Raw genomic sequence first — 20,966 nt, forward strand, 5'->3', positions numbered from 1 at the left:
TCGGATGAAGTCGACGCCAACGAAGGAGCCCCTCATGCCCGACACCCCCGCAGCGGCAGCACCGCAGATCGTCATCACCGGCGCCGCCGGCGCGCTCGGGCGCGCGGTGACGCAGCACTTCCTCGATCAGGGCGCGCGCGTGGCCTTGCTGGACCGCGATGCGGCGCACTTGCACCACGCCTTCCCCGGGCTGGAGAACTCGCCCCACCTGCTGCTGCCGGCCGATGTCTCATCGGCCGGCTCGGTCGCGGAGGCGGCCGCCCAGATCCTCAGGACCTTCGGCACGGTCGACGTCGTCGTCCACATCGCCGGCGGCTTCGAGATGGGCGAGCCGGTGCACGCGCTGGACCGCGCCGCGTGGGACAGGATGATGGACCTCAACGCCTGGTCCTTCGTCGCCGTCACGCAGGCCTTCGCGCCGGCGATGATCGAGCGCGGCGCAGGTGCCTTCGTGGCGGTGAGCGCGAAGTCCGCCAGCCGGGGTGTCGCGCACATGGCCGCCTATTGCGCTTCCAAGAGCGCGCTGCAGCGGCTGGTGGAAAGCGCGGCGGCGGAACTGGCCCCGCACGGCATCCGCGTCAACAGCATCGCGCCCAGCGTGCTCGACACGCCGGCCAACCGCCAGGCGATGCCCGATGCGAACCCGGCGGAATGGGTGTCCACCACGGTGGCCGCGCAGACCATCGCCTTCCTGGCCGGCGGCGGCGCGCAGGCGCTGCACGGGCAGCACCTGGTGCTGGACTGACACAAGAAAAAAGCCCCGCTGCCGAAGCAGCGGGGCTGATGCGATGGGTTGTGGTGGAGAGGAGGAGGATCGAACTCCCGACCTCCGCATTGCGAACGCGGCGCTCTCCCAGCTGAGCTACCCCCCCACAACGAGCCACGTATTTTACAACGAACGGCGGCCGCGTGGCGCCCGGGCCCAGGCGCTCACATCAGCAGGTGCTCGCCGGCGTTGTCGCCGCCCAGGATGACGTAGTTCACCTTGCGGATGTCCATCAGGCGCTTGCCGCCAGCGTAGCTGATGGAGCTCTGCACGTCCTGTTCCATCTCCACCAGGGTGTCGGCCAGCCGGCCCTTGATGGGCTCCAGGATGCGCTTGCCCTCGACGTGGCGGTATTCGCCCTTGTTGAAGTCGCTGGCCGAGCCGTAGTACTCCTTGAACAGCTGGCCGTCGACCTCCACGGTCTTGCCCGGCGACTCCTCGTGGCCTGCGAACAGCGAGCCGATCATCACCATCGTGGCGCCGAAGCGGATGCTCTTGGCGATGTCGCCGTGGTCGCGGATGCCGCCGTCGGCAATGATGGGCTTGGTCGCCACCCGCGCGCACCACTTGAGCGCCGAGAGCTGCCAGCCGCCGGTGCCGAAGCCGGTCTTGAGCTTGGTGATGCACACCTTGCCGGGCCCGATGCCGACCTTGGTGGCGTCGGCGCCCCAGTTCTCCAGGTCGATCACCGCCTCGGGCGTGCCCACGTTGCCGGCGATGACGAAGGTCTGCGGCAGCTTCTGCTTGAGGTACGCGATCATGTTCTTCACGCTGTCGGCGTGGCCGTGCGCGATGTCGATGGTCACGTATTCGGGGGCCAGGCCCTCGGCCACCAGCTGGTCCACCGTCCGGTAGTCGGCCGGCTTGACGCCCAGCGAGATGGAGGCGAACACGCCGGCCTCCTTCATGCGCCGCGTGAAGGCGACGTTGTCCAGGTCGAAGCGGTGCATCACGTAGAAGTAGCCGTTCTTCGCCAGCCACAGGCAGATGGACTCGTCCACCACGGTCTTCATGTTGGCCGGCACCACCGGCAGGCGGAAGCTGCGTCCGCCCAGCTCCACGCTGGCGTCGCATTCGGAGCGGCTTTCCACGCGGCACTTGCGCGGCAGCAGCAGGACGTTGTCGTAGTCGAAGATTTCCATGGCCAGGCTCTCCTTTGAGCGCAATGACGTCGTTGAACGGTTCGGAGGGATGAGCGCTTGGCTTGGCCGGCCTTGGTGCCGCGCGGGAGGAGGGCGGCAACAAAAAACCGGGCGCAAGAAAACTTGGGCCCGGTGATTGATTCTAGCGAGGCGTGTGCGCCGGCGGATTCTGCCGGTGGATATGGCCGCCATATGGGAAGGGCCATGGCCGGTTCGTGGAAGACGCGCCCGGGGCGACGGGATTTGATCCAGGTCATGCCGCCTCCCCGCGCCGCCGTCCAGAATGCCTGCATCGGGCGGCCCGGCCGTGCCGGGCGCCGCCCGCCCGCAGCCCTGCTGCACATCCCCAAGGAAAGTACCTTCATGAAGCACTATTTCGTTGCCGCCCTCCTGGCCGTCGGTTCCGTGGCCGTCCATGCCGCCGACTGCGCCATCACCGTCGAGAGCAATGACGCCATGCAGTTCGACAAGAAGGAGATCGTCGCGCCCAAGAGCTGCAAGACCTTCAACGTGCAGCTCAAGCATGTCGGCAAGCTGCCCAAGGCCGCGATGGGCCACAACTGGGTGCTGACGAAGACGGCCGACGTGCAGGCCGTGGCCAACGACGGCATCCCTGCCGGCCTGAACGCGCAGTACCTCAAGGCCGGCGACGCGCGGGTGATCGCGCACACCAAGGTGATCGGCGGCGGCGAGACCGATTCGGTCGCCGTGGACATGTCCAAGCTCAAGGCCGGCGAGTCCTACACCTTCTTCTGCTCCTTCCCGGGCCATTCCGGCATCATGAAGGGCACCTTCAAAATCGGAAGCTGAGGAACTCCCCCAGTCTCCGCGGACTTCGTTCCGCTGCGCCAACCCCCTCAAGGGGGCACACGCCACGGCCCGGCAAAGCCGGTTCCGTGCGTGTTCCCGCGTGGCCTGCTCCGCGGCCTTCTGATCGCCACCATCGTCGTTGATGCCGTGAGCTGACGTGGGTGCGCGGCACCGGCGTTCCTACAATGCGGGCATGTCTCTTCCGGGCTTCGACGCCGGGCCCAGCGCGGCCGCTTCCTCCGCTTCTTCCTCTCCCCTGCTCGCCAACCTCAACGAGGAGCAACTGGCCGCGGTGACGCTGCCCGCGGGCAACGCGCTCATCCTCGCCGGCGCCGGCTCGGGCAAGACGCGGGTGCTGACCACGCGCATCGCCTGGCTGCTGTCCACCGGGCAGGTGTCGCCGGGCGGGGTGATGGCCGTCACCTTCACCAACAAGGCCGCCAAGGAGATGATGACGCGCCTGACGGCGATGCTGCCCGTCAACGTGCGCGGCATGTGGATCGGCACCTTCCACGGCCTGTGCAACCGCTTCCTGCGCGCGCACTGGAAGCTGGCCGGCCTGCCGCAGAGCTTCCAGATCCTCGACACGCAGGACCAGCTCTCGGCCATCAAGCGGCTGATGAAGCAGTTCAACGTCGACGACGAGCGCTTCCCGGCCAAGCAGACGCAGTGGTTCATCGCCGGCGCCAAGGAGGAGGGCCAGCGCCCGCGCGACATCCAGCCGCGCGGCGAGGAGGAGCGCAAGAAGGTCGAGCTCTACCAGCTCTACGAGGAGCAGTGCCAGCGCGAGGGCGTGGTGGACTTCGGCGAGCTGATGCTGCGCAGCTACGAGCTGCTGCGCGACAACGACCCCGTGCGAGAGCACTACCAGCGGCGCTTCCGCCACATCCTGATCGACGAGTTCCAGGACACCAACCGGCTGCAGTACGCGTGGATCAAGATGCTCTCGGGCAGCAACGACGAGCAGGGCCGCTTCCACCCCGGCGCCGGCAGCGTGCTGGCGGTGGGCGACGACGACCAGAGCATCTACGCCTTCCGCGGCGCGCGCGTGGGCAACATGAGCGACTTCGTGCGCGAGTTCGACGTCGCGCACCAGATCAAGCTGGAGCGCAACTACCGCAGCTTCAGCAACATCCTCGACTCGGCCAACGCGCTGATCAGCCACAACCGCCACCGCCTGGGCAAGAACCTGCGCACCGACCAGGGCCCCGGCGAGCCGGTGCGCGTGTACGAGGCGCCGAGCGACTTCGCCGAGGCGCAGTGGATGGTGGAGGAGATCCGCCAGCTGGTGCGCGACGACGTGCCTCGCAGCGAGATCGCCGTGCTCTACCGCAGCAACGCGCAGAGCCGGGTGATGGAGACGGCGCTGTTCAATGCCGCCGTGCCCTACCGCGTCTACGGCGGCCTGCGCTTCTTCGAGCGGGCCGAGATCAAGCATGCGCTGGCCTACCTGCGCCTGCTGGAGAACCCGGGCGACGACACCAGCTTCATGCGGGTGGTGAATTTTCCGCCGCGCGGCATCGGCGCGCGCAGCGTGGAGCAGTTGCAGGATGCGGCGCGCGCCAGGGGCCTCGCGCTGTACACGGCGGTGGAGGGCCTGAGCGGGCGCGCGGGCGCCAACCTGGCGGCCTTCGTCGCGAAGATCGATGTGCTGCGCGAGCAGACGCAGGGCCTGTCGCTCAAGGAGATCATCGAGCAGGTGCTGGATTCGAGCGGCCTGGTCGAGCACTACCGCGCCGACCGCGAGGGCGCCGACCGGCTGGAGAACCTGGAGGAACTGGTCAACGCGGCCGAGAGCTTCGTCACGCAGGAGGGCTTCGGCCGCGACGCGGTGGCGCTGCCGGTGGACGAACTGCGCCAGAGCCCGGCCAGCCAGGGCATCGACCCCTCGCGACCGCTGACGGACGAGGCCCTGGTCCCCGATGCCGAGACCGGCGAGACGCTCAGTCCGCTGGCGGCCTTCCTCACGCACGCGGCGCTCGAGTCCGGCGACAACCAGGCGCAGGCCGGGCAGGACGCGGTGCAGCTGATGACCGTGCACGCCGCCAAGGGCCTGGAGTTCGACGTCGTCTTCATCAGCGGCCTGGAAGAGGGCCTGTTCCCCCACGAGAACGCGATGAGCGACTTCGACGGGCTGGAGGAGGAGCGCCGCCTGATGTATGTCGCCATCACCCGCGCGCGCAAGCGGCTGTACCTGAGCCATTCGCAGACGCGGCTGCTGCACGGCCAGACGCGCTACAACGTCAAGAGCCGCTTCTTCGACGAACTGCCGGAGGAGGCGCTGAAGTGGCTGACGCCGCGCAACGCGGGCTTCGGCCAGTTCGGCGCCGGCCCGGGTTCGATGGGCAGCCGGGCGTCGCGCGCCGGCTTCGACGGCGGCTACTTTTCCGGCGGCGCCGCGGCGGCGCCGGTGCCCCGGCAGGCGCAGACGCCGCAGGGCCTGCGCGTGGGCCAGCAGGTGTTCCACACCAAGTTCGGCGAGGGCACGCTGCTGGCGCTGGAAGGCAGCGGCGACGACGCGCGCGCCAAGGTCCGCTTCAACCGGCACGGCGAGAAGTGGCTGGCGCTCAGCGTCGCCAAGCTCACGCCGGTGTGAAGCTCGTCAATCCGCCTGGAAGCAGTCGCGGAAGCTGAACCAGGTGGAGCCGAGGAACATGGCGGTCAGGACGAAGGAGCCGCCGACCATCACCGCCAGGCCCAGTCCGCCGGCCACGGCCATCGCCAGGCCGCCGACCAGCGACAGCACGATGCTGGCCGCCAGCACCACGCCGAACCAGACGATGCCGTAGACCGCCATCGCGCCGAAGTTGCGCAGGCAGGTCACGAGGCTGAAGAACAGGCTCTTGACCGGCGGCACCGCATGCCAGTGCACCAGGGCCGGCGCGTGCCAGAAGGCGAGCGCCAGCGGCAGGTACAGCACCATGCGCAGCAGCAGCGCGCCCTGGAAGCCGGCGCTCTGGATCACCTCCGGCCGGGGCGCGCCCTGGTCGTCGAAGGCCGAGGCGAAGGGGTCGCCGGTGATGGCCGTGGCCAGCAGGCCGACCAGCAGCACGCCCACCGCATACAGCGCGCCCAGCATGGCCAGCGGCCGGATGCGGTCGCGCACGGCGCGCAGCGCAGCCATGAACAGCACGGCCGAGACGGGCCGGCCGTCGGGCGCGAGGCGCCCGGGCGGCAAGCGGCTGGCCTGCTCGGCCGCGACCATCATCGCCAGGGTGCTGGCCGGCGCCAGTGCCACCGCCAGCGCGCCGCCCACCAGCGGCACGCGCGAGAGCAGCGCGATGGCCGACATGAACAGCATGAACAGCGAGAAGAAGGCCATCGGCTGCCGGCGGAAGGCCGACAGCCCCTCGCGCACCCATCGGGCGCCCGTTCCCGGTGCGACGACGAGCAGCCTCATGCGGCGAGCGCGGGCTGCGGGGCGACCCACGTGGTCGCGGGCGCCTGCGGCGTGCACGCGCGCCGGCGCAGCACGCGCTCGAAGTGCGCGGGATCGTGCGCCTTGAGCATGCTGGCCTCGCGCGGCAGGTGGAAGTCCCACAGCCGCGAGATCCAGAAGCGCAGCGCGCCGGCGCGCAGCATGGCGGGCAGCAGCGTGCGCTCGGCGGCGGTCAGCGGGCGCACCGACTGGTAGGCGTCCAGCAGCGCGGCACCGCGCGCGGCGTCGGGCGTGCCGGTGGGCAGGTCGATCGCCCAGTCGTTCAGGCACACGGCGATGTCGAACAGCCAGGTGTCGGTGCCGGCGAAGTAGAAGTCGAACACGCCGGTCAGGCGAGGGGGCTCGCCGGGCGCGCCCTCGCTGAACATCGCGTTGTCGCGGAACAGGTCGGCATGCACCGGCCCGCGCGGCAGAGCGGCATAGGCGGAAGAGGCGGCCACGTGGTTCTGGTAGGCCAGCTCGCCCGCCAGCAGGGCGGCCTGATGTTCGTCCAGGTGGGGCATGACCACCGGAGCGGTTTCGTTCCACCAGGCCAGGCCGCGCAGGTTGGGCTGGATGCGCGGGAAGTCGCGCGCTGCCAGGTGCATGCGCGCCAGCAGGGCGCCGAGCTCGCGGCAGTGGTGCTCGCCCGGCGCCAGCTCGCTGTGGCCGGCCAGCCGGCGGACCACGGCGGCGGGCTTGCCGGCCACGGTGTGCAACAGGGCGCAGGGGGCGTTGGCCGTCACTTCCAGCGGATGCGCGTCGGCGGCGGGGGCCGCCTGGGTCGGGTCGGCCGCGGGCTCGGGCACCGGCAGGCCGCGCTCGGCCAGGTGCTTCATCAGGCACAGGTAGTAGGGCAGTTGGTCGGCATGCAGGCGCTCGAACAGCGTCAGCACCCATTCGCCCTGGTCGGTGCTGGCGAAGTAGTTGGTGTTCTCGATGCCGCCCTCGATGCCGCGCAGCGACTGCAGCTCGCCCAGGCCCAGCCGGCGCATGAGGGCGCCGGCCTCTTCGGCGCCGACTTCGGTGAAGACCGCCACGGTGCGGCCGTCAGAACTTCAGCACGTTCCAGACCCGCGGGCCCTTGTCGCCGCCGCCGGTGGCGGCGCTGCCCTGGCGCGACGGGTCGGCCGGCATGACCTCGTAGGAGGGCATGTTGTTCTTCGGCTGCACGGTGATGTTCTGGGTGACGCCGCCGTAGCGAAGCTCCTCCACGCGGGCGCCCTTGTCCTCGACCGTGATGTGCTCGATCTTCTGGTTGCGGCGCCCGTCCAGCGGCTCGCCCTGCGCCGGCTGCGCCTCGGCGGGGGCCGGCGCGGGCTGGGCATGGAGCAGGGCCGGGGCCAGGGCGCAACCCGCCGCCAGCAGCGCGGCGTGCAGGGGGGCGAAGAGGTGCGTGCGGGTCATGCCCGGCATTGTAGGTGGGGGCCTGCGCGCGCGCTGTCGGCCGCTGCCGCCTCCCGGGCGCCGAATGGGCCTTCGCGCCGGGCGGGCACAATGGTTTTTTCCGCGCCGCTGCAAGGGTCGCCGTGTCCCCCGGCGGCCTGCGTGCGCCAAGGTGTAGTTCCAATGACCGACAAGAAGACGCTGTTGCTCGTCGACGGCTCCAGCTACCTGTACCGTGCCTTCCACGCCATGCCCGACCTGCGGGCGGTGCCGGGCGACCCCAAGAGCCCGGCCACCGGCGCCATCCGGGGCATGATCAACATGATGCAGGCGCTGCGCCGCGAGGTGCGGGCGGACTACGTGGCCTGCATCTTCGACGCACCCGGCAAGACCTTCCGTGACGACTGGTACCCCGAGTACAAGGCGCACCGCTCGCCCATGCCCGACGACCTGCGCACGCAGATCGAGCCGATCCACCACGTGGTCAAGCTGCTCGGCTGGCCGGTCCTCAGCGTGCCCGACGTGGAGGCCGACGACGTGATCGGCACGCTGGCGCGCACGGCGGCCGGGCAGGGCGTCGAGGTGATCGTCTCCAGCGGCGACAAGGACCTGTCGCAACTGGTGGACGAGCACATCACCATCATCGACACCATGAACGGCAAGCGCCGCGACGTGGCCGGCGTGACGGCGGAGTTCGGCGTGCCGCCGGCGCTGATGATCGACTACCAGACGCTGGTGGGCGACGCGGTGGACAACGTGCCCGGCGTGGACAAGGTGGGGCCCAAGACGGCCGCCAAGTGGCTGCTCCAGTACGGCTCGCTCGACGCGCTGATGACGGCGGCCGGCGAGGTGAAGGGCGCGGCCGGCGAGAGCCTGCGGCGCGCGCTGCCGCAGCTGCCGCTGTCGCGCCGGCTGGTCACCATCCGCACCGACTGCGACCTGGACGGCCACGTGCCCGGCCTGCCCGCGCTGGAGGCGTTGGCCATCCGCGAGCAGGACAGCGATGCGCTCAAGGCCTTCTACGAGCAGTACGGCTTCAAGAGCCTGGTCAAGACGCTGGAGGCGCACGCCGTGCAGCCCGAGCGGCTGGAGGAGGCGGATGTCCCGGAAGGCGGCACCGGGCTGCTCGACGGCTTCGAGGCCGCGGCGGCCGAGCGCGCCTCCAACCTTGTCTACGAGACTGTGCTGACCTGGGAGCAGTTCGATGCCTGGCTGGCGAAGATCGAGGCGGCCGAACTGACGGCCCTGGACACCGAGACCACCTCACTGGACGAGATGCGCGCCGAGATCGTGGGCATCAGCTTCAGCGTCAAGCCCGCCGAGGCGGCCTACATCCCGCTCATGCACGACTACCCCGGCGCGCCCGAACAACTGCCGCGCGAGGAGGTGCTGGCGCGCCTGAAGCCGTGGCTGGAGAACCCCGAGCGCCGCAAGCTCGGCCAGCACATCAAGTACGACCGCCACGTCTTCGCCAACCACGGCATCGAGGTGCAGGGCTACGTGCACGACACCATGCTGCAGAGCTACGTGCTGGAAGTGCACAAGCCCCACGGCCTGGCCAGCCTGGCCGAGCGCCACCGCGGCCGCACCGGCATCGACTACGAGGACCTGTGCGGCAAGGGCGCGCACCAGATCCCCTTCAGCCAGGTGGCGATCGAGAAGGCGGCCGAATACTCCTGCGAGGACAGCGACCAGACGCTGGACGTGCACCTGGCGCTGTGGCCGAGGCTGCAGGCCGACGAACGGCTGCGCTTCGTCTACGAGCTGGAGATCGCCAGCAGCGAGACGCTCTACCGCATGGAGCGCAACGGCGTGCTGATCGACGCGGCCACGCTGTCGGCGCAGAGCCACGAGCTGGGCCAGCGCATCATGGCGCTGGAGCAGGAGGCCTACACCATCGCCGGCCAGCCCTTCAACCTGGGCAGCCCCAAGCAGATCGGCGAGATCTTCTTCGAGAAGCTGGGCCTGCCCGTCGTCAAGAAGACCGCCAAGGGCGCGCCCAGCACCGACGAGGAGGTGCTGGAGAAGCTGGCCGAGGACTACCCGCTGCCGGCCAAGATCCTGCAGCACCGGGGCCTGTCGAAGCTCAAGGGCACCTACACCGACAAGCTGGCGCAGATGGCGCTGCCGCGCACCGGCCGCGTGCACACCCACTACGCCCAGGCGGTGGCGGTGACGGGGCGCCTGTCGAGCAACGACCCGAACCTGCAGAACATCCCGGTGCGCACGGCCGAGGGCCGCCGCATCCGCGAGGCCTTCATCGCCGCGCCGGGCCACGTGATCGCCAGCGCCGACTACTCGCAGATCGAGCTGCGCATCATGGCCCACATCAGCGGCGACGAGGCGCTGCTGGCCGCCTTCCACGACGGCATGGACGTGCACCGCGCCACCGCCGCCGAGGTCTTCGGCGTGGCGCCCGACCAGGTCAGCAGCGAGCAGCGCCGCTACGCCAAGGTGATCAACTTCGGCCTGATCTACGGCATGAGCAGCTACGGCCTGGCGCGCAACCTGGGCATCGACAACACGGCCGCCAAGACCTACATCGAGCGCTATTTCGCGCGCTTCGCCGGCGTGAAGCACTACATGGACGAGACGCGCGCCAGCGCCAAGGAGCGCGGCTACGTGGAGACCGTGTTCGGCCGGCGCCTGTACCTGCCCGAGATCAACTCGCCCAACGGCCCGCGTCGCGGCGCCGCCGAGCGCGCCGCCATCAACGCGCCCATGCAGGGCACGGCCGCCGATCTGATCAAGCTGAGCATGAACAAGGTGCAGTCGGTGCTCGACGCGGAGGGCCGTGCGACGAAGATGATCATGCAGGTGCACGACGAACTGGTGTTCGAGGTGCCCGAGGCCGAGGTCGAGTGGGTGCGTGCCGAGGTGCCGCGCCTGATGGCCGGCGTGGCGCAGCTCAAGGTGCCGCTGGTGGCCGAGATCGGCACCGGGCCGAACTGGGAGAAGGCGCACTGAGTCCGGCACACGCCATCGCCGCGGGGGTGGCCCTGCTCGGGCTGGCGGTGGCGCTGGCCGCTGCGCAATCGTACGCAGCCGGGGCGGGCCCTTTGGCGAAGATGCCTCCCACAGGCGTGCAGACCTGTCTGGCCCTCGATGCGAACAAGGACGACTGGCCGACGCCGCAGCCCTGCAACGGCACCGGCCCCCTGCGCCTGCTCCCCAAGCAGGACGGCATGCTGGGCGCGGGCCTGCCTGCCTACGAGGCCGTGGCCGGCCGCCCCTTGACCGAATGCGTGCGTGACCGCGTGTCCGGCCTGGTCTGGGAGGGCAAGCCCGACAGCGGCCAACTGCAGCGGATGGCGACGACGGCCGGGCCGCAGGGCACGGGCAAGCTGCTCGACAGCTATGGGCCGCACAACGCGCCCCGGCCGGGCAGCCGGGCCAACACCGACGCCTATTCCTACCACGGCGACGGCCGGCCCGGCGACGCCATGGCCTATGTGACGCAGGTCAACGCCATGCGGCTGTGCGGCTACACCGATTGGCGGCTGCCCACCACGGCCGAACTGTTCGGCATCGCCGACGTGAACACGCTGATGGACACCGACGAGGCGTCCCGGAGGCTGGCGGCCAGGCGACCGTCCATCGACGAGCGATGGTTTCCCAACACGGTGGCGGGGCACTACCTGACATCCGAGCCGATGGACCAGACGAGGATGTGGTGCGTCGATTTCAGGAAGGCCTTTGTGTACGGCTGCAATCGCCGGATGCGCAGCCACACGCAGCCGCTGTTCGTGCGCCTGGTGCGCGGCCCCGAGGCGCCCGAAACCGGCCGCTGGCGCGAGGCAGCCGACGAGCGCGGCGTGCCCGGCGGCGTGGTGGAGGACCGCCTGACCGGCCTGGTGTGGCGCCGCTGCGAGGAGCCTCAGACGTGGAATGGCAGACGCTGCACCGGGTCCGCCAGGCGCTACGGCTACGTGCAGGCCGTGCGGCACGCCGGTGGCCAGCCGGGCTGGCGCCTGCCCACCGTCAAGGAAATGAACAGCCTGGTGGAGCGCTGGTTCGAGAAGCTGGACATCCCCCCTGCGGACTTTCCCGCGACGGGCGCCGAGCCGCTGCGCCGGGGCTTCTGGTCCTCCACGGTCTGCACCGCCAGCCCGGAGACCGACACCGCGCGCGCCGCCATCAGCGCCTGGGCGCTGGGCGATGAAGGCAACCTCTACTGCGAGGCGCGCGTCATGGGGCTCGGCGTGCGGCTCGTGCGCGAGTGAGGACGCCGCCGGCGCGGCGCGCGGCATGCCCGTGCCGCGCCAGTGGCTTCGCCGGCGCGTTCGCCGCGGCGCCCCTAGACTGCGCCTTCCTCCCCCTCAACTCCGAAGGAAGGCCTTTCTCATGCTCGACGACGACCTGAAACGCGACTTCGACTCCCTGCGCCCGGGCGAGAGCACCGAGTCCGGTGCCACGCGGCGCACCGCCCTGAAGGCGGCGCTGGGCGTGGGCTACGCGGCCGCCACCCTGCCGATCGCCGCGCAGACCGCCATCCAGACCTCGGACGAGGGCCTGAAGGCCGGCCCGGTGAAGTACCCGGTGGCCGGCTTCGAGGTGCCGGCCTACGCCGCCGCGCCGGCCGGCAGGACGGGGCTGCCGGTGGTGCTGGTGATCCAGGAGATCTTCGGCGTGCATGCGTACGTCGCCGACACCTGCCGCCGCTTCGCCAAGCAGGGCTACCTGGCCATCGCGCCGGAGCTGTACGCGCGGCAGGGCGACCCGAAGGGCTACACCGAGGTGCCGAAGCTCATGGCCGAGGTCGTCTCCAAGGTGCCCGACGCACAGGTGATGGCCGACCTCGACGGCGCCCTGGCCTGGGCCCGCGCCAACGGCGGCAACACCGACAAGGCCGGCATCACCGGCTTCTGCTGGGGCGGGCGCATCGTGTGGCTGTACGCCGCCACCGGCAAGGTCAAGGCCGGCGTGGCGTGGTACGGGCGCCTGGTCGGCCAGGCCAGCGAGCTGACGCCGAAGCACCCGATCGACGTCGCGGCCGGCCTGCAGGCCCCGGTGCTGGGCCTGTACGGCGGCAAGGACCAGGGCATCCCCCTTGACACGGTCGATAAGATGAAAGCGGCATTGGCCACCGGCACCCCGGCAGCCAGGGCTTCGCAGTTCGTCGTGTACCCGGATGCGGGCCACGCCTTCCATGCCGACTACCGGCCCAGCTACGTCCAGGCGGCGGCCGAGGACGGCTGGCAGCGGGCGCTGGCCTGGTTCAAGGCGCACGGCGTGGCGTAGCGGCCGGCCGTTCTTCGCCGGCTGCAGGCGCGGGCCGTCCTTCGGGGCGGCCCTTTGTTTTTCTCGAGGAGCGGCGGGCAGCGGCGCCCGACCGGATGGCAGTCATGACCTTGATGGCAGTTCTTGCCGCGACGCTGATCGCGGGCATCGGCAGTGTGTGGGTGGCGGCGGCGCTGTTGCGCCTGGGCGTGCGCGGCAGCACCGGCGGCGGCGCGCACGGGCCGCAGTACCTGCTCAGCCTGGCGGCCGGCGCGCTGCTGGCGACGGCCTTCATGCACCTGCTGCCCGAGGCCTTCGAGAGCCGCGTCGAGCCCGGCGTGCTGTTCGCCGTGCTGCTGGGCGGGCTGGTGCTGTTCTTCCTGCTCGACAAGGCCGAGCTGTGGCACCACGGGCACGAGCATCACCACGGCGGCGAGGCGCCGGCGCACGACCACGACGGGCACGACCACCACGGCCACGGCGCGCACGCGCACGCCGCCCCCCGCGCGACGGGCGGCTGGACCGTGCTCACCGGCGACAGCGTCCACTGCTTCGGCGACGGCGTACTGATCGCCTCCGCCTTCATCGCCGACCTGCGCCTGGGCGTGCTGGCGGCGCTGGCGGTGCTGGCGCACGAGGTGCCGCACCACATCGGCGATCTGGTGGTGCTGCGCCAGAACGCGCCCGACCTGCGGGCCGCGCTGCTCAAGGTCTCGCTGGCCGGCACCATGACGGCGCTGGGTGGGCTGGTGGGCTGGTGGCTGGTCGAGCAGTTCGCGCCCTGGCTGCCCTACTTCCTGGTGCTGGCCGGCAGCAGCTTCGTCTACGTCGCGCTGGCCGACCTGATCCCCCAGCTGCAGCGCCGCCTGACGGCGGGCCAGACGGCGGCCCAGATCGGCTGGCTGCTGGCGGGCATCGTGCTGGTCACCGCCGTCAGCCGGCTGGCGCACGGCGAGGGCCACGAGCACGGCCATGACCACGGCCACGCCGAGCAGGTGCGCGACGAACACGACGGCCACAAGCACTGACGGCCGCGGCGCGCAAGCAATGGCCCCACCCGGTGCATGCCCGGAGGGTGGCGCCGCGGCGCCCGCAGGTTCAACATCGGGGCCATGCCGCCAGCGGCCGCCAGGAGAGGGCCGCCGGCGGAGCCACCCGAGAAGAAGGAGCGCTCGCCATGCCTGCCACCGATCCCTCCCGCCCTGCCCACATCCGTGCCGAGGAGCCGGACGATGCGGCGATCGACGACGACCTGGACGATGACGAGGCTGCCGCCGAGGAGGAGGACGACCTGCCCGACGACGACCTCACCGACACCGGCCTGGACCTGAGCGAGGCCAGCGACCTCGACGCCGACAACGTGCTGGCCGACGAGGAAAGCGCCCGGGTGGTGCAGGCGCCGGATTGAGCGCCCTGCCGCGGGGCCGGCTATTCCAGCGTGAAGCCGACCTTGATCGTCACCTGCCAGTGGGCCACCTTGCCGTCCTGCACGTGGCCGCGCGTCTCGATCACCTCGAACCACTGGATGTTGCGCACCGACTCGCTGGCCTTGGCGATGGCGCGCTGCACCGCGTCGTCGCTGCTGGTGGGGGAGGAGCCGGTCAGTTCGATGCTCTTGTAGACATGGGCGCTCATGGTGTGTCTCCTGGTTGGGAGCTGCCATCCTACGCATCCGCGCCGCGCCCCGCCGCCTTGCCGTCGCGCGCGGTGGGGGCAAATCCGGGAAGCCGCGATGTCTGACGCCGCTTCGCTAAGCACCCGCTGCTGCATCGTCGGCGGCGGCCCGGCCGGCCTGATGCTGGCCCTGCTGCTCGTGCGCGCCGGCGTGCCGGTCACGGTGCTGGAGAAGCACGGCGACTTCCTGCGCGACTTCCGCGGCGACACGGTGCACCCTTCCACCCTGCGCGTGATGGACGACCTGGGGCTGCTGGACGCCTTCCTCGCGCGCCCGCACGACGAGGTGCGGCAACTGGAGGCGGTGGTGTTCGGCCGGCGCGTGCCGGTGGCGGACTTCACGCGCCTGCGCGGCCTGCCGCGCGACTTCATCGCGCTGGTGCCGCAGTGGGACTTCCTCGACTTCCTGCGCGACGAGGCCGAGCGCCTCCCGCACTTCCGCCTGCTGCTGAACACCGAGGGCCTGGGCCTGGTGGAGCGCGGCGGCCGCGTGGCCGGCGTCACCGCGCGCGGGCCGCAGGGGCCGCTGACTGTCGAGGCCGACCTCGTGGTGGCCTGCGACGGCCGCCGCTCGGTGCTGCGCGAGGCTGCCGGCATGACGGTGCGTGCGCTGGGTGCACCCATCGACGTGCTGTGGATGCGCCTGCCCAAGGCGCCGGGCGAAGGCAACCAGACCGGCGGCTTCGTCAGCCCGGGCCACTTCATGGCCACCATCGACCGCCACGACTACTGGCAGTGCGCCTACCTGATCGCCAAGGGCGGCTTCGAGGCGGTGCGCGAGCGCGGGCTGGAGGCTTTCCGTGCCGAGGTGGCCGCCGCCGCGCCGCCGCTGGCCGACCGCGTGCAGCACATCGCCGGCTGGGACGACGTGAAGCTGCTGTCCGTCGCGGTGGACCGCCTGGAGCGCTGGTGGAAACCCGGCCTGCTGTGCATCGGCGACGCGGCGCACGCGATGTCGCCGATCGGCGGCGTGGGCATCAACCTGGCCGTGCAGGACGCGGTGGCGGCGGCGAACCTCCTGCGCGCCGCACTGGCCGCGCCTGCGGTGCAGCCGGCGCGGCTCGACCCGCTGCTGGCGCAGGTGCAGCGCCGCCGCCTGCTGCCGGCGCGCGCCACGCAGGCGGTGCAGGTGGCGATCCAGCGGCGCGTGCTGGCCCCGGTGCTGCAGGGCGCCCCGCCGCCCGAGCGGCTGCCCCTGCCGCTGCGGCTGCTGCAGCGCTGGCCGGCGCTGCGCGCGCTGCCGGCCTATGCGGTCGGCGTCGGGCTGCGCCCCGAGCGGGCGCGCGGCTACTTGCCGCCGTCGGTGTAGCGGGTCACGCTGTCGGCGGCCATGCTGTAGCCGCTGGTGCCCATCATCGAGTCGTTGCGCTGCGTCGCCAGCCGGCCCGTGACCCAGACCGTGTCCATCGCGCGGAACTTCGCGGGCGTGCGCGGCCGCACGTGCAGGATCTGGTTGGCCGGCGGCGGCGGCGTGTGGATGCAGGCGCCGAAGTAGGGCACCAGCAGGAACTCGGTGACGCCGCCGCCCTTGGCCTCCTCCAGCGGCACGATGAAGCCCGGCAGCTTCACCAACTGCCCGTTCATCTCGGGATTGACGGGCGCGTTGTTCGATACCTCCTGCATTTTCATCAACAGCTCGCTGGCGCGCGGGTCGGCGTCGTCCAGTTTCGAGAGATCGATGTCCTTGAATGCCTGGGACGGGTCCCAGTCCTTCGGCACCAGTTCCTCCCAGGTGATCTGGCGCGCCTGGCCCGATGCCGCCTTGGCCTGAGCGCCCTTGCCGCCCAGCGGGTTGGCGGCGGTGGTGGCCTCGGGCGCAGGGCCGGCGGCCAGGGCGGCGGTGGTGACGAAGGCGGCGAGCAGGGCGAGGGGATGGCGGTATTTCATTTCAATGATCCATGGCGCAGTGCGTCGCCGGTCGCGTGTGAATCGCAGGCATTCCAGAGGCCGCGGAGCAGGCCATGCGTGGACATCCGCGGAACTGGCTTCGCCGGGCCGCAGGATGTGCCCCCTTGAGGGGGTTGGCGCAGCGGAACGAAGTCCGCGGAGACTGGGGGTGCTTCATAGTCTTGGGGAGAGGCCGTCGGCCAGCGAGAGGCGGTAGGCGCGCACGCCGGGCAGCAGGCTGGCCAGCCAGCCGGCGGCGAGCAGGGCGGCCAGCAGCAGGCCCTCGTTCAGTGTAGGAGCGGCCAGGCGCAGCGCCAGGCCGTAGTGCGTCTGCAGCCAGGGCCCCAGCGCGGCGATGCCCAGCGCCGCCAGCAGCGTGCCCAGGGCCACGCCCAGCACGGTGACGATGGCGCCTTCGAGCGCCAGCAGCGCCAGCACGTGGCGCGCGCCCGCGCCCACCGCGCGCAGCACCGCCAGCTCGCGGCGGCGCTCGTTCAGCCCCGCCATCACCACCGACACCAGCCCGGCCAGGCTGACGATGCCGACCAGGCCCGACAGCGCCAGCAGCGCCTTCTCGCCCACGCCGATCACCTGCCACAGCTCGTCCAGCGCGACGCCGGGGAGGATCGCCATCAGCGGCTCTTCCGGGTAGGCCTGCACCCAGCGCTGCACGGCGAACACGGCGGCGCGGTTCTTCAGGCCCACCAGCGCGGCCGTCACGTTCTTGGGGCGCAGGTCGAACTTGCGCACCTGCTCGGCCGGGATCTTCAGGCCCGGCATCGGCGCGCCGCCCGCCCATTCGAGGTGGATGGCCTCCATCGCCTCCAGGCCGATGTGCACCGTGCGGTCGATCGGCGTGCCGGTGCGCTTGAGGATGCCGACCACGGTGAAGGGCTTGTCGGCATGCTCGGGCGTGAGTTCGCCGGTGCCGTGCGCCAGGGTGATCTTCCGGCCGACGTGGTAGCCGAGCTGCTCGGCCACGTCGGCGCCGATGACGGCGTCGAACAGGCCGGAGAAGGGCTGCCCCTCGTCCAGCAACTGCTCCCCGCGCCGCACGTGCGCGAAGTAGGCGGGCGTGGTCGCCACCACCGCAAAACCGCGGTGCGAGTCGCCCAGCGACAGCGGCACCACCCAGGCCACGCCCGGGTGCTGCTCCAGTGCCTGCACGCTCCTCCAGCCGATGTTGTTGGTCGCGCTGCCGATGTGGAACACCGAGTACAGCAGCAGCTGCGTGCTGCCGGTGCGCGCGCCGACGATCAGGTCGGTGCCCGAGACGGCCGAGGCGAAGTTCTCGCGCAGCTCGGTGCGGATGCGCTCCACGCCCAGCAGCAGCAGCGTGGCCAGCGCAATGGAGAAGACAGTGAGGGCGAGGGTGAAGCGCCGGTTCCAGGCGCTCTTCCAGGCGATGGAGAGCAGGGCGGTCATGCGGGCTGTGCGTGGGCAGCGGCCCGGTTGATCTCGGGCAGCAGCACGTGCCGGCCGAAACGTTCGGCGATGCGCCGGTCGTGGCTCACGAAGACCAGGGCGCTGCCGTGCGATGCGCAGGCCGCCAGCAGCACGTCGAGGAAGGCTTCGCGCCGGTCCTCGTCCAGCGCCGAGGTCGGCTCGTCGGCGATCACCACCTCGGGCCGGCCGACCAGCGCGCGCGCGGCGGCCACGCGCTGCTGCTGGCCCACCGAGAGCTGCAGCGCGCTGCGTCCCCACAGCTGCGCGCCGATGCCCATGCCGGCGAGCAGTTGCTCGGCCTGCGCGCGCGAGCCCTGCGCACGCCGCCGCGCCGAGAAGCGGCAGGGCAGCAGCACGTTGTCCATCACGCTCAGGTAGGGCAGCAGGTTGAACTGCTGGAAGATGTAGCCCACGTGCGCCACGCGGCGCCGGTCGCGGGCGCTGCCGCCCAGCGCGGCCCAGTCCTGGCCCAGCAGGCTGACCCGGCCGCTGCTCGCCACCAGCACGCCGGCCAGCAGCGACAGCAGCGTGCTCTTGCCGCAGCCGCTGGGCCCGTGCAGGAACACCGCCTCGCCGGCGCGCACCTCGAACTGCGCGATGTCGATGCAGGGCGCCGCAGCGCCCGGCCAGGTGAAGCGCAGTTCGTGTGCCTGCAGGACCGCGATGGACCCGGCCGGGCTCACTTGCCCCACTCGATGCGGGCGGCCGGGCGTTTGAGGCTGCGCTTGAACTGGCCGTCGGGCGCCGCGATCTCGGCGTCGATCTGGCGCAGGTTCGGGAAAGCCTCGAACAGCTCGGTGTCGACGGCCCTGACCTTGGCGGTGTTGGCGCAGTTGAAGGCGAAGCTGGCCTGCAGTTCGGCGTGGCCGTCCTTCGGCGCCTCGCCCTGGCCCAGGCCGATCACCGGCGCGTCGAGCTGCACCGGGCCGAGCTTGCAGCCGGCGGCGGCATCGAGCTTGAACAGGTGGTCGGCGGCGCGCAGGCGGGCGGCCATCTGCTCCACCAGGTTCTTCTCGACGTCGGTGCGCGGCGCGCGCTCGAAGCCCAGCAGGCTGTCCAGCGGCGCCTCCATGCCGATGGTGACGGCCGGGCCGTCGACCGCGACGGTCAGTTCGGCCTTGCCGTGCACGTGGGCGTGCTGGGTGCGGGCCTGGGCATGCGCTGTGGTCCATGCCGGCGCCATCAGGGCGCCGAGGGCCAGCAGCGAGGGAAGAAGAAGGGTGCGGCGTAGGAAGGTGCGTGTCATGCGTCGATGGCTCTCAGGGCTCGGCCCCCTGGCGGGTCGGCAGCCCGGGCGTGTTGCTCCATTCGCTCCAACTGCCTGCGTACAGGCCGGTGCTGCCCAGGCCGGCGATGCGCATGGCCAGGACGTTGGGCACCGCGCTCACGCCGCTGCCGCAGTGGTGCACCACCGTGGCGGGGTCGCGGCCGCCCAGCAGCGCCTCGAACTCGGCACGCAGTTGCGCGGCGGGCTTGAAGCGGCCGTCAGGCGCGAGGTTGTCGGAGAAGGGGCGGTTCAGCGCCCCGGGGATGTGACCGGCGATCGGATCCAGAGGTTCCACTTCGCCGCGGTAACGGGGTGCAGCGCGGGCATCGATCAGTGTCTGCGCCGGGTCGTCCAGGCGGGCGGCGACGGTGCGCGTGTCCACCAGCGCCACGCGCGGCGGGCCGGGCTCGAAGTGGGACTGGAAGTGCGCCGGCTCGTCGCCGGAGGCCACCGGCCGGCCCGCGGCCTGCCAGGCCTGGAGGCCGCCGTCGAGCACGGCCGCGGCCTCGTGGCCCATCCACTGCAGCATCCACCACAGGCGGCCGCAGTAGTTGGCGCCGTTGCGGTCGTACACGACGGCCTGCATGTCGCCGGCGAAGCCGACGGAGGACAGCCAGGCCGCGAACTTCTCGCGGCTGGGCAGCGGATGGCGGCCGCCGGACGCCGGACGATCGGCCTCGTGCGCCACGATCACCCGGCCGTCGGGGCCGGGCGCGCCGTGCTTGGCGCTCAGGTCGGCGTCGAGGTGGGCGTAGACGGCGCCGGGGATGTGCGCCTCGCGGTACTGTGCGGCGCCCGTCTCGGGCTTCATCAGGTCGAAGCTGCAGTCGAACACCATCAGCTTCGCCTTGGCGTCCATCAGGGCCTGGAGTTCGTCGGCGGTGATGAGGGTGCTGTAGGTCGTCATGGCGCGCGCAAGGAAAGGCAAGCGGCCATTGTGCGGGCACTCGGCGCCCCGTGCACGCGGCCGGTGCCTCAGTGCTCCTCGGCCGGTGCCTTCGGCACCGCCCGCTGGCGCAGCACGGTGGCGGCCACGCCGCTGCCGATGATCAGCGCGATGCCGGCCCAGCCGGCCGCGTCGATGCGGTCGCCGAACAGCAGCACGCTGTACAGCGCCGCGAACACGATGCCCGAATACTGGAGGTTGGCCACCACCAGCGTGGCGGCGGGCGTGCGGGCGCTGGCGTACGCGTACGTCAGGCACAGCTGGCCCAGGGCCGCCAGCACGCCCACCGGCACCAGCCACGCCGCGTGCCGCCACGACCAGGCCGACACGCCGGTGAACAGCATCCACAGCACGCCGGCCACCATGGAGCCGACGGCGAAGTAGAAGACGGTGCGCGTCTCGGGCTCGCCGATGCGCGACAGCGCCATCACCTGCATGTAGGCGAAGGCGGCGCCAATGCCCGACAGCAGGCCCACCATGCCGGCGAAGGCGTCGGTGCCCTGGGTGGTCGGCTTGAGCAGCAGGATCACGCCCGCGAAGCCGGCCACCACGGTCAGCGTCAGCGCGCCCTGCATGGGCGGCAGCGGCATGCGCCCGTTGCGGCCGGGCACCGGCGCCCAGGCCAGCAGCGCGCCGCCGACCAGGAAGGCGGCGATCCAGATGCTGCTCATGTAGTTGAGCGTCATGGCGGTGGCCAGCGGGATGTGCGCGATGGCGTAGAACCACGAGCCCATCGAGGCGGTGCCGATCACGCTGCGCCAGGCATGCATGCCGGGGTAGCGGGTGGCCAGCGGCACGCCCTGGCGCCGCGCCAGCACCGCGATGAGGCGATGCCGATGACGCCGCGCCAGAACACGATCTCGGCGCTGGTGAAGTGCGCCGAGGCGTACTTGACGCACACGCCCATGCTGGCGAACAGCAGGGCCGACAGCACCATCCACAGCCCTTGCATGCCCGCTCCCCCGGTCAACGACCCGTGAATTGAAAAGGGCGCCCCCGGCCGG

Annotated in this window: 20 protein-coding genes, 1 tRNA gene and 1 pseudogene; 10 read left to right on the forward strand and 12 right to left on the reverse strand. The window is 71.3% G+C overall.

The features are described 5' to 3' along the window. Positions 1-34: 34 nt before the first annotated feature. Complete coding sequence (locus Q392_RS09110; protein ID WP_038205131.1) at positions 35-745, forward strand: SDR family NAD(P)-dependent oxidoreductase; 711 nt, start codon at positions 35-37, stop codon at positions 743-745. 51 nt (positions 746-796) lie between these two features. On the opposite strand, the gene Q392_RS09115 is transcribed toward Q392_RS09110, so the two are convergent. Together Q392_RS09115 and Q392_RS09120 are read right to left on the reverse strand one after the other, a co-directional pair. Continuing rightward, positions 797-872, reverse strand: a tRNA-Ala gene (locus tag Q392_RS09115). A gap of 58 nt (positions 873-930) precedes the next feature. Next, positions 931-1,908, reverse strand: coding sequence for a GMP reductase (locus Q392_RS09120; protein ID WP_038205134.1), 978 nt, complete (start codon positions 1,906-1,908; stop codon positions 931-933). 363 nt (positions 1,909-2,271) lie between these two features. Between Q392_RS09120 and azu the strand changes: the two genes are divergently transcribed. Then, on the forward strand, positions 2,272-2,718 hold the full coding sequence (azu, locus tag Q392_RS09125) for an azurin (RefSeq protein WP_038205459.1): 447 nt from the start codon (positions 2,272-2,274) through the stop codon (positions 2,716-2,718). A gap of 193 nt (positions 2,719-2,911) precedes the next feature. Beyond that, positions 2,912-5,314, forward strand: coding sequence for a UvrD-helicase domain-containing protein (locus Q392_RS09130; RefSeq protein WP_038205137.1), 2,403 nt, complete (start codon positions 2,912-2,914; stop codon positions 5,312-5,314). 6 nt (positions 5,315-5,320) lie between these two features. Here the strand turns inward: Q392_RS09130 and Q392_RS09135 are convergent, their stop codons facing one another. Genes Q392_RS09135 through Q392_RS09145 form a run of 3 tightly spaced genes read right to left on the reverse strand, consistent with a single transcriptional unit; the run spans position 5,321 to position 7,543 of the window. After that, positions 5,321-6,118 carry a BPSS1780 family membrane protein gene (locus Q392_RS09135; protein WP_038205140.1) on the reverse strand — a complete coding sequence of 266 codons (798 nt, stop codon included), beginning with the start codon at positions 6,116-6,118 and terminating at the stop codon, positions 5,321-5,323. Then, positions 6,115-7,176 (reverse strand): homoserine kinase, encoded by a 1,062-nt coding sequence (locus tag Q392_RS09140; RefSeq protein ID WP_038205143.1) that lies wholly within the window; start codon positions 7,174-7,176, stop codon positions 6,115-6,117. The genes Q392_RS09135 and Q392_RS09140 overlap by 4 nt, the downstream gene beginning before the upstream one ends. Positions 7,177-7,186: 10 nt before the next feature. Further along, the gene (locus tag Q392_RS09145) at positions 7,187-7,543 is read right to left on the reverse strand and encodes a hypothetical protein (RefSeq protein ID WP_157007849.1); all 357 of its coding nucleotides are present in this window, start codon (positions 7,541-7,543) and stop codon (positions 7,187-7,189) included. A gap of 162 nt (positions 7,544-7,705) precedes the next feature. Between Q392_RS09145 and polA the strand changes: the two genes are divergently transcribed. From polA to Q392_RS09170, 5 genes are all read left to right on the forward strand, one after another. Further along, positions 7,706-10,489: a DNA polymerase I gene (gene polA / locus Q392_RS09150; protein WP_038205146.1), complete on the forward strand. Its 2,784-nt coding sequence runs from the start codon at positions 7,706-7,708 to the stop codon at positions 10,487-10,489. Between the two features lie 116 nt (positions 10,490-10,605). Next, positions 10,606-11,745, forward strand: coding sequence for an Lcl C-terminal domain-containing protein (locus Q392_RS31260; RefSeq protein WP_169748292.1), 1,140 nt, complete (start codon positions 10,606-10,608; stop codon positions 11,743-11,745). Positions 11,746-11,866: 121 nt separating this feature from the next. Beyond that, a complete protein-coding gene (locus tag Q392_RS09160) occupies positions 11,867-12,763 on the forward strand; it encodes a dienelactone hydrolase family protein (protein WP_038205149.1) in 897 nt (298 codons plus the stop codon). A 104-nt stretch (positions 12,764-12,867) separates the two neighbouring features. Beyond that, the gene (locus tag Q392_RS09165) at positions 12,868-13,770 is read left to right on the forward strand and encodes a ZIP family metal transporter (protein WP_038205151.1); all 903 of its coding nucleotides are present in this window, start codon (positions 12,868-12,870) and stop codon (positions 13,768-13,770) included. 149 nt (positions 13,771-13,919) lie between these two features. Next, positions 13,920-14,150 carry a hypothetical protein gene (locus Q392_RS09170; RefSeq protein ID WP_051953145.1) on the forward strand — a complete coding sequence of 77 codons (231 nt, stop codon included), beginning with the start codon at positions 13,920-13,922 and terminating at the stop codon, positions 14,148-14,150. Positions 14,151-14,170: 20 nt separating this feature from the next. Here Q392_RS09170 and Q392_RS09175 read toward each other — a convergent pair whose 3' ends face one another. After that, positions 14,171-14,377, reverse strand: a complete 207-nt coding sequence (locus Q392_RS09175) for a dodecin (RefSeq protein ID WP_038205155.1) — start codon at positions 14,375-14,377, stop codon at positions 14,171-14,173. A 97-nt stretch (positions 14,378-14,474) separates the two neighbouring features. Here Q392_RS09175 and Q392_RS09180 point away from each other — a divergent pair, with 97 nt between their 5' ends. After that, positions 14,475-15,725 (forward strand): FAD-dependent oxidoreductase, encoded by a 1,251-nt coding sequence (locus Q392_RS09180; protein ID WP_038205172.1) that lies wholly within the window; start codon positions 14,475-14,477, stop codon positions 15,723-15,725. On the opposite strand, the gene Q392_RS09185 is transcribed toward Q392_RS09180, so the two are convergent. From Q392_RS09185 to Q392_RS09210, 6 genes and pseudogenes are all read right to left on the reverse strand, one after another. After that, entirely contained in the window at positions 15,704-16,303 is a 600-nt protein-coding gene (locus Q392_RS09185) for a DUF3299 domain-containing protein (RefSeq protein ID WP_051953147.1), read from the reverse strand. The two genes, Q392_RS09180 and Q392_RS09185, sit on opposite strands and share 22 nt — an antisense overlap. A 174-nt stretch (positions 16,304-16,477) precedes the next feature. After that, the gene (locus tag Q392_RS09190) at positions 16,478-17,728 is read right to left on the reverse strand and encodes an ABC transporter permease (RefSeq protein ID WP_038205175.1); all 1,251 of its coding nucleotides are present in this window, start codon (positions 17,726-17,728) and stop codon (positions 16,478-16,480) included. Then, positions 17,725-18,432: an ABC transporter ATP-binding protein gene (locus tag Q392_RS32700; protein WP_051953149.1), complete on the reverse strand. Its 708-nt coding sequence runs from the start codon at positions 18,430-18,432 to the stop codon at positions 17,725-17,727. Before Q392_RS32700 ends, Q392_RS09190 begins: the two co-directional genes overlap by 4 nt. After that, positions 18,429-18,995, reverse strand: coding sequence for a DUF2796 domain-containing protein (locus tag Q392_RS32705; RefSeq protein ID WP_038205180.1), 567 nt, complete (start codon positions 18,993-18,995; stop codon positions 18,429-18,431). Before Q392_RS32705 ends, Q392_RS32700 begins: the two co-directional genes overlap by 4 nt. 13 nt (positions 18,996-19,008) lie before the next feature. After that, positions 19,009-19,923 (reverse strand): sulfurtransferase, encoded by a 915-nt coding sequence (locus Q392_RS09205; protein ID WP_038205183.1) that lies wholly within the window; start codon positions 19,921-19,923, stop codon positions 19,009-19,011. Between the two features lie 68 nt (positions 19,924-19,991). Then, positions 19,992-20,863, reverse strand: a pseudogene (locus Q392_RS09210) (DMT family transporter). On the opposite strand from Q392_RS09210, the gene Q392_RS33860 reads away from it, so the two are divergent. Next, positions 20,799-20,942 carry a hypothetical protein gene (locus Q392_RS33860; protein WP_245610680.1) on the forward strand — a complete coding sequence of 48 codons (144 nt, stop codon included), beginning with the start codon at positions 20,799-20,801 and terminating at the stop codon, positions 20,940-20,942. The pseudogene Q392_RS09210 and the gene Q392_RS33860 overlap by 65 nt on opposite strands. The last annotated feature ends 24 nt before the right edge of the window (positions 20,943-20,966 follow it).

The organism is Xenophilus azovorans DSM 13620 (assembly GCF_000745855.1).
Taxonomy (GTDB): domain Bacteria; phylum Pseudomonadota; class Gammaproteobacteria; order Burkholderiales; family Burkholderiaceae_C; genus Xenophilus; species Xenophilus azovorans.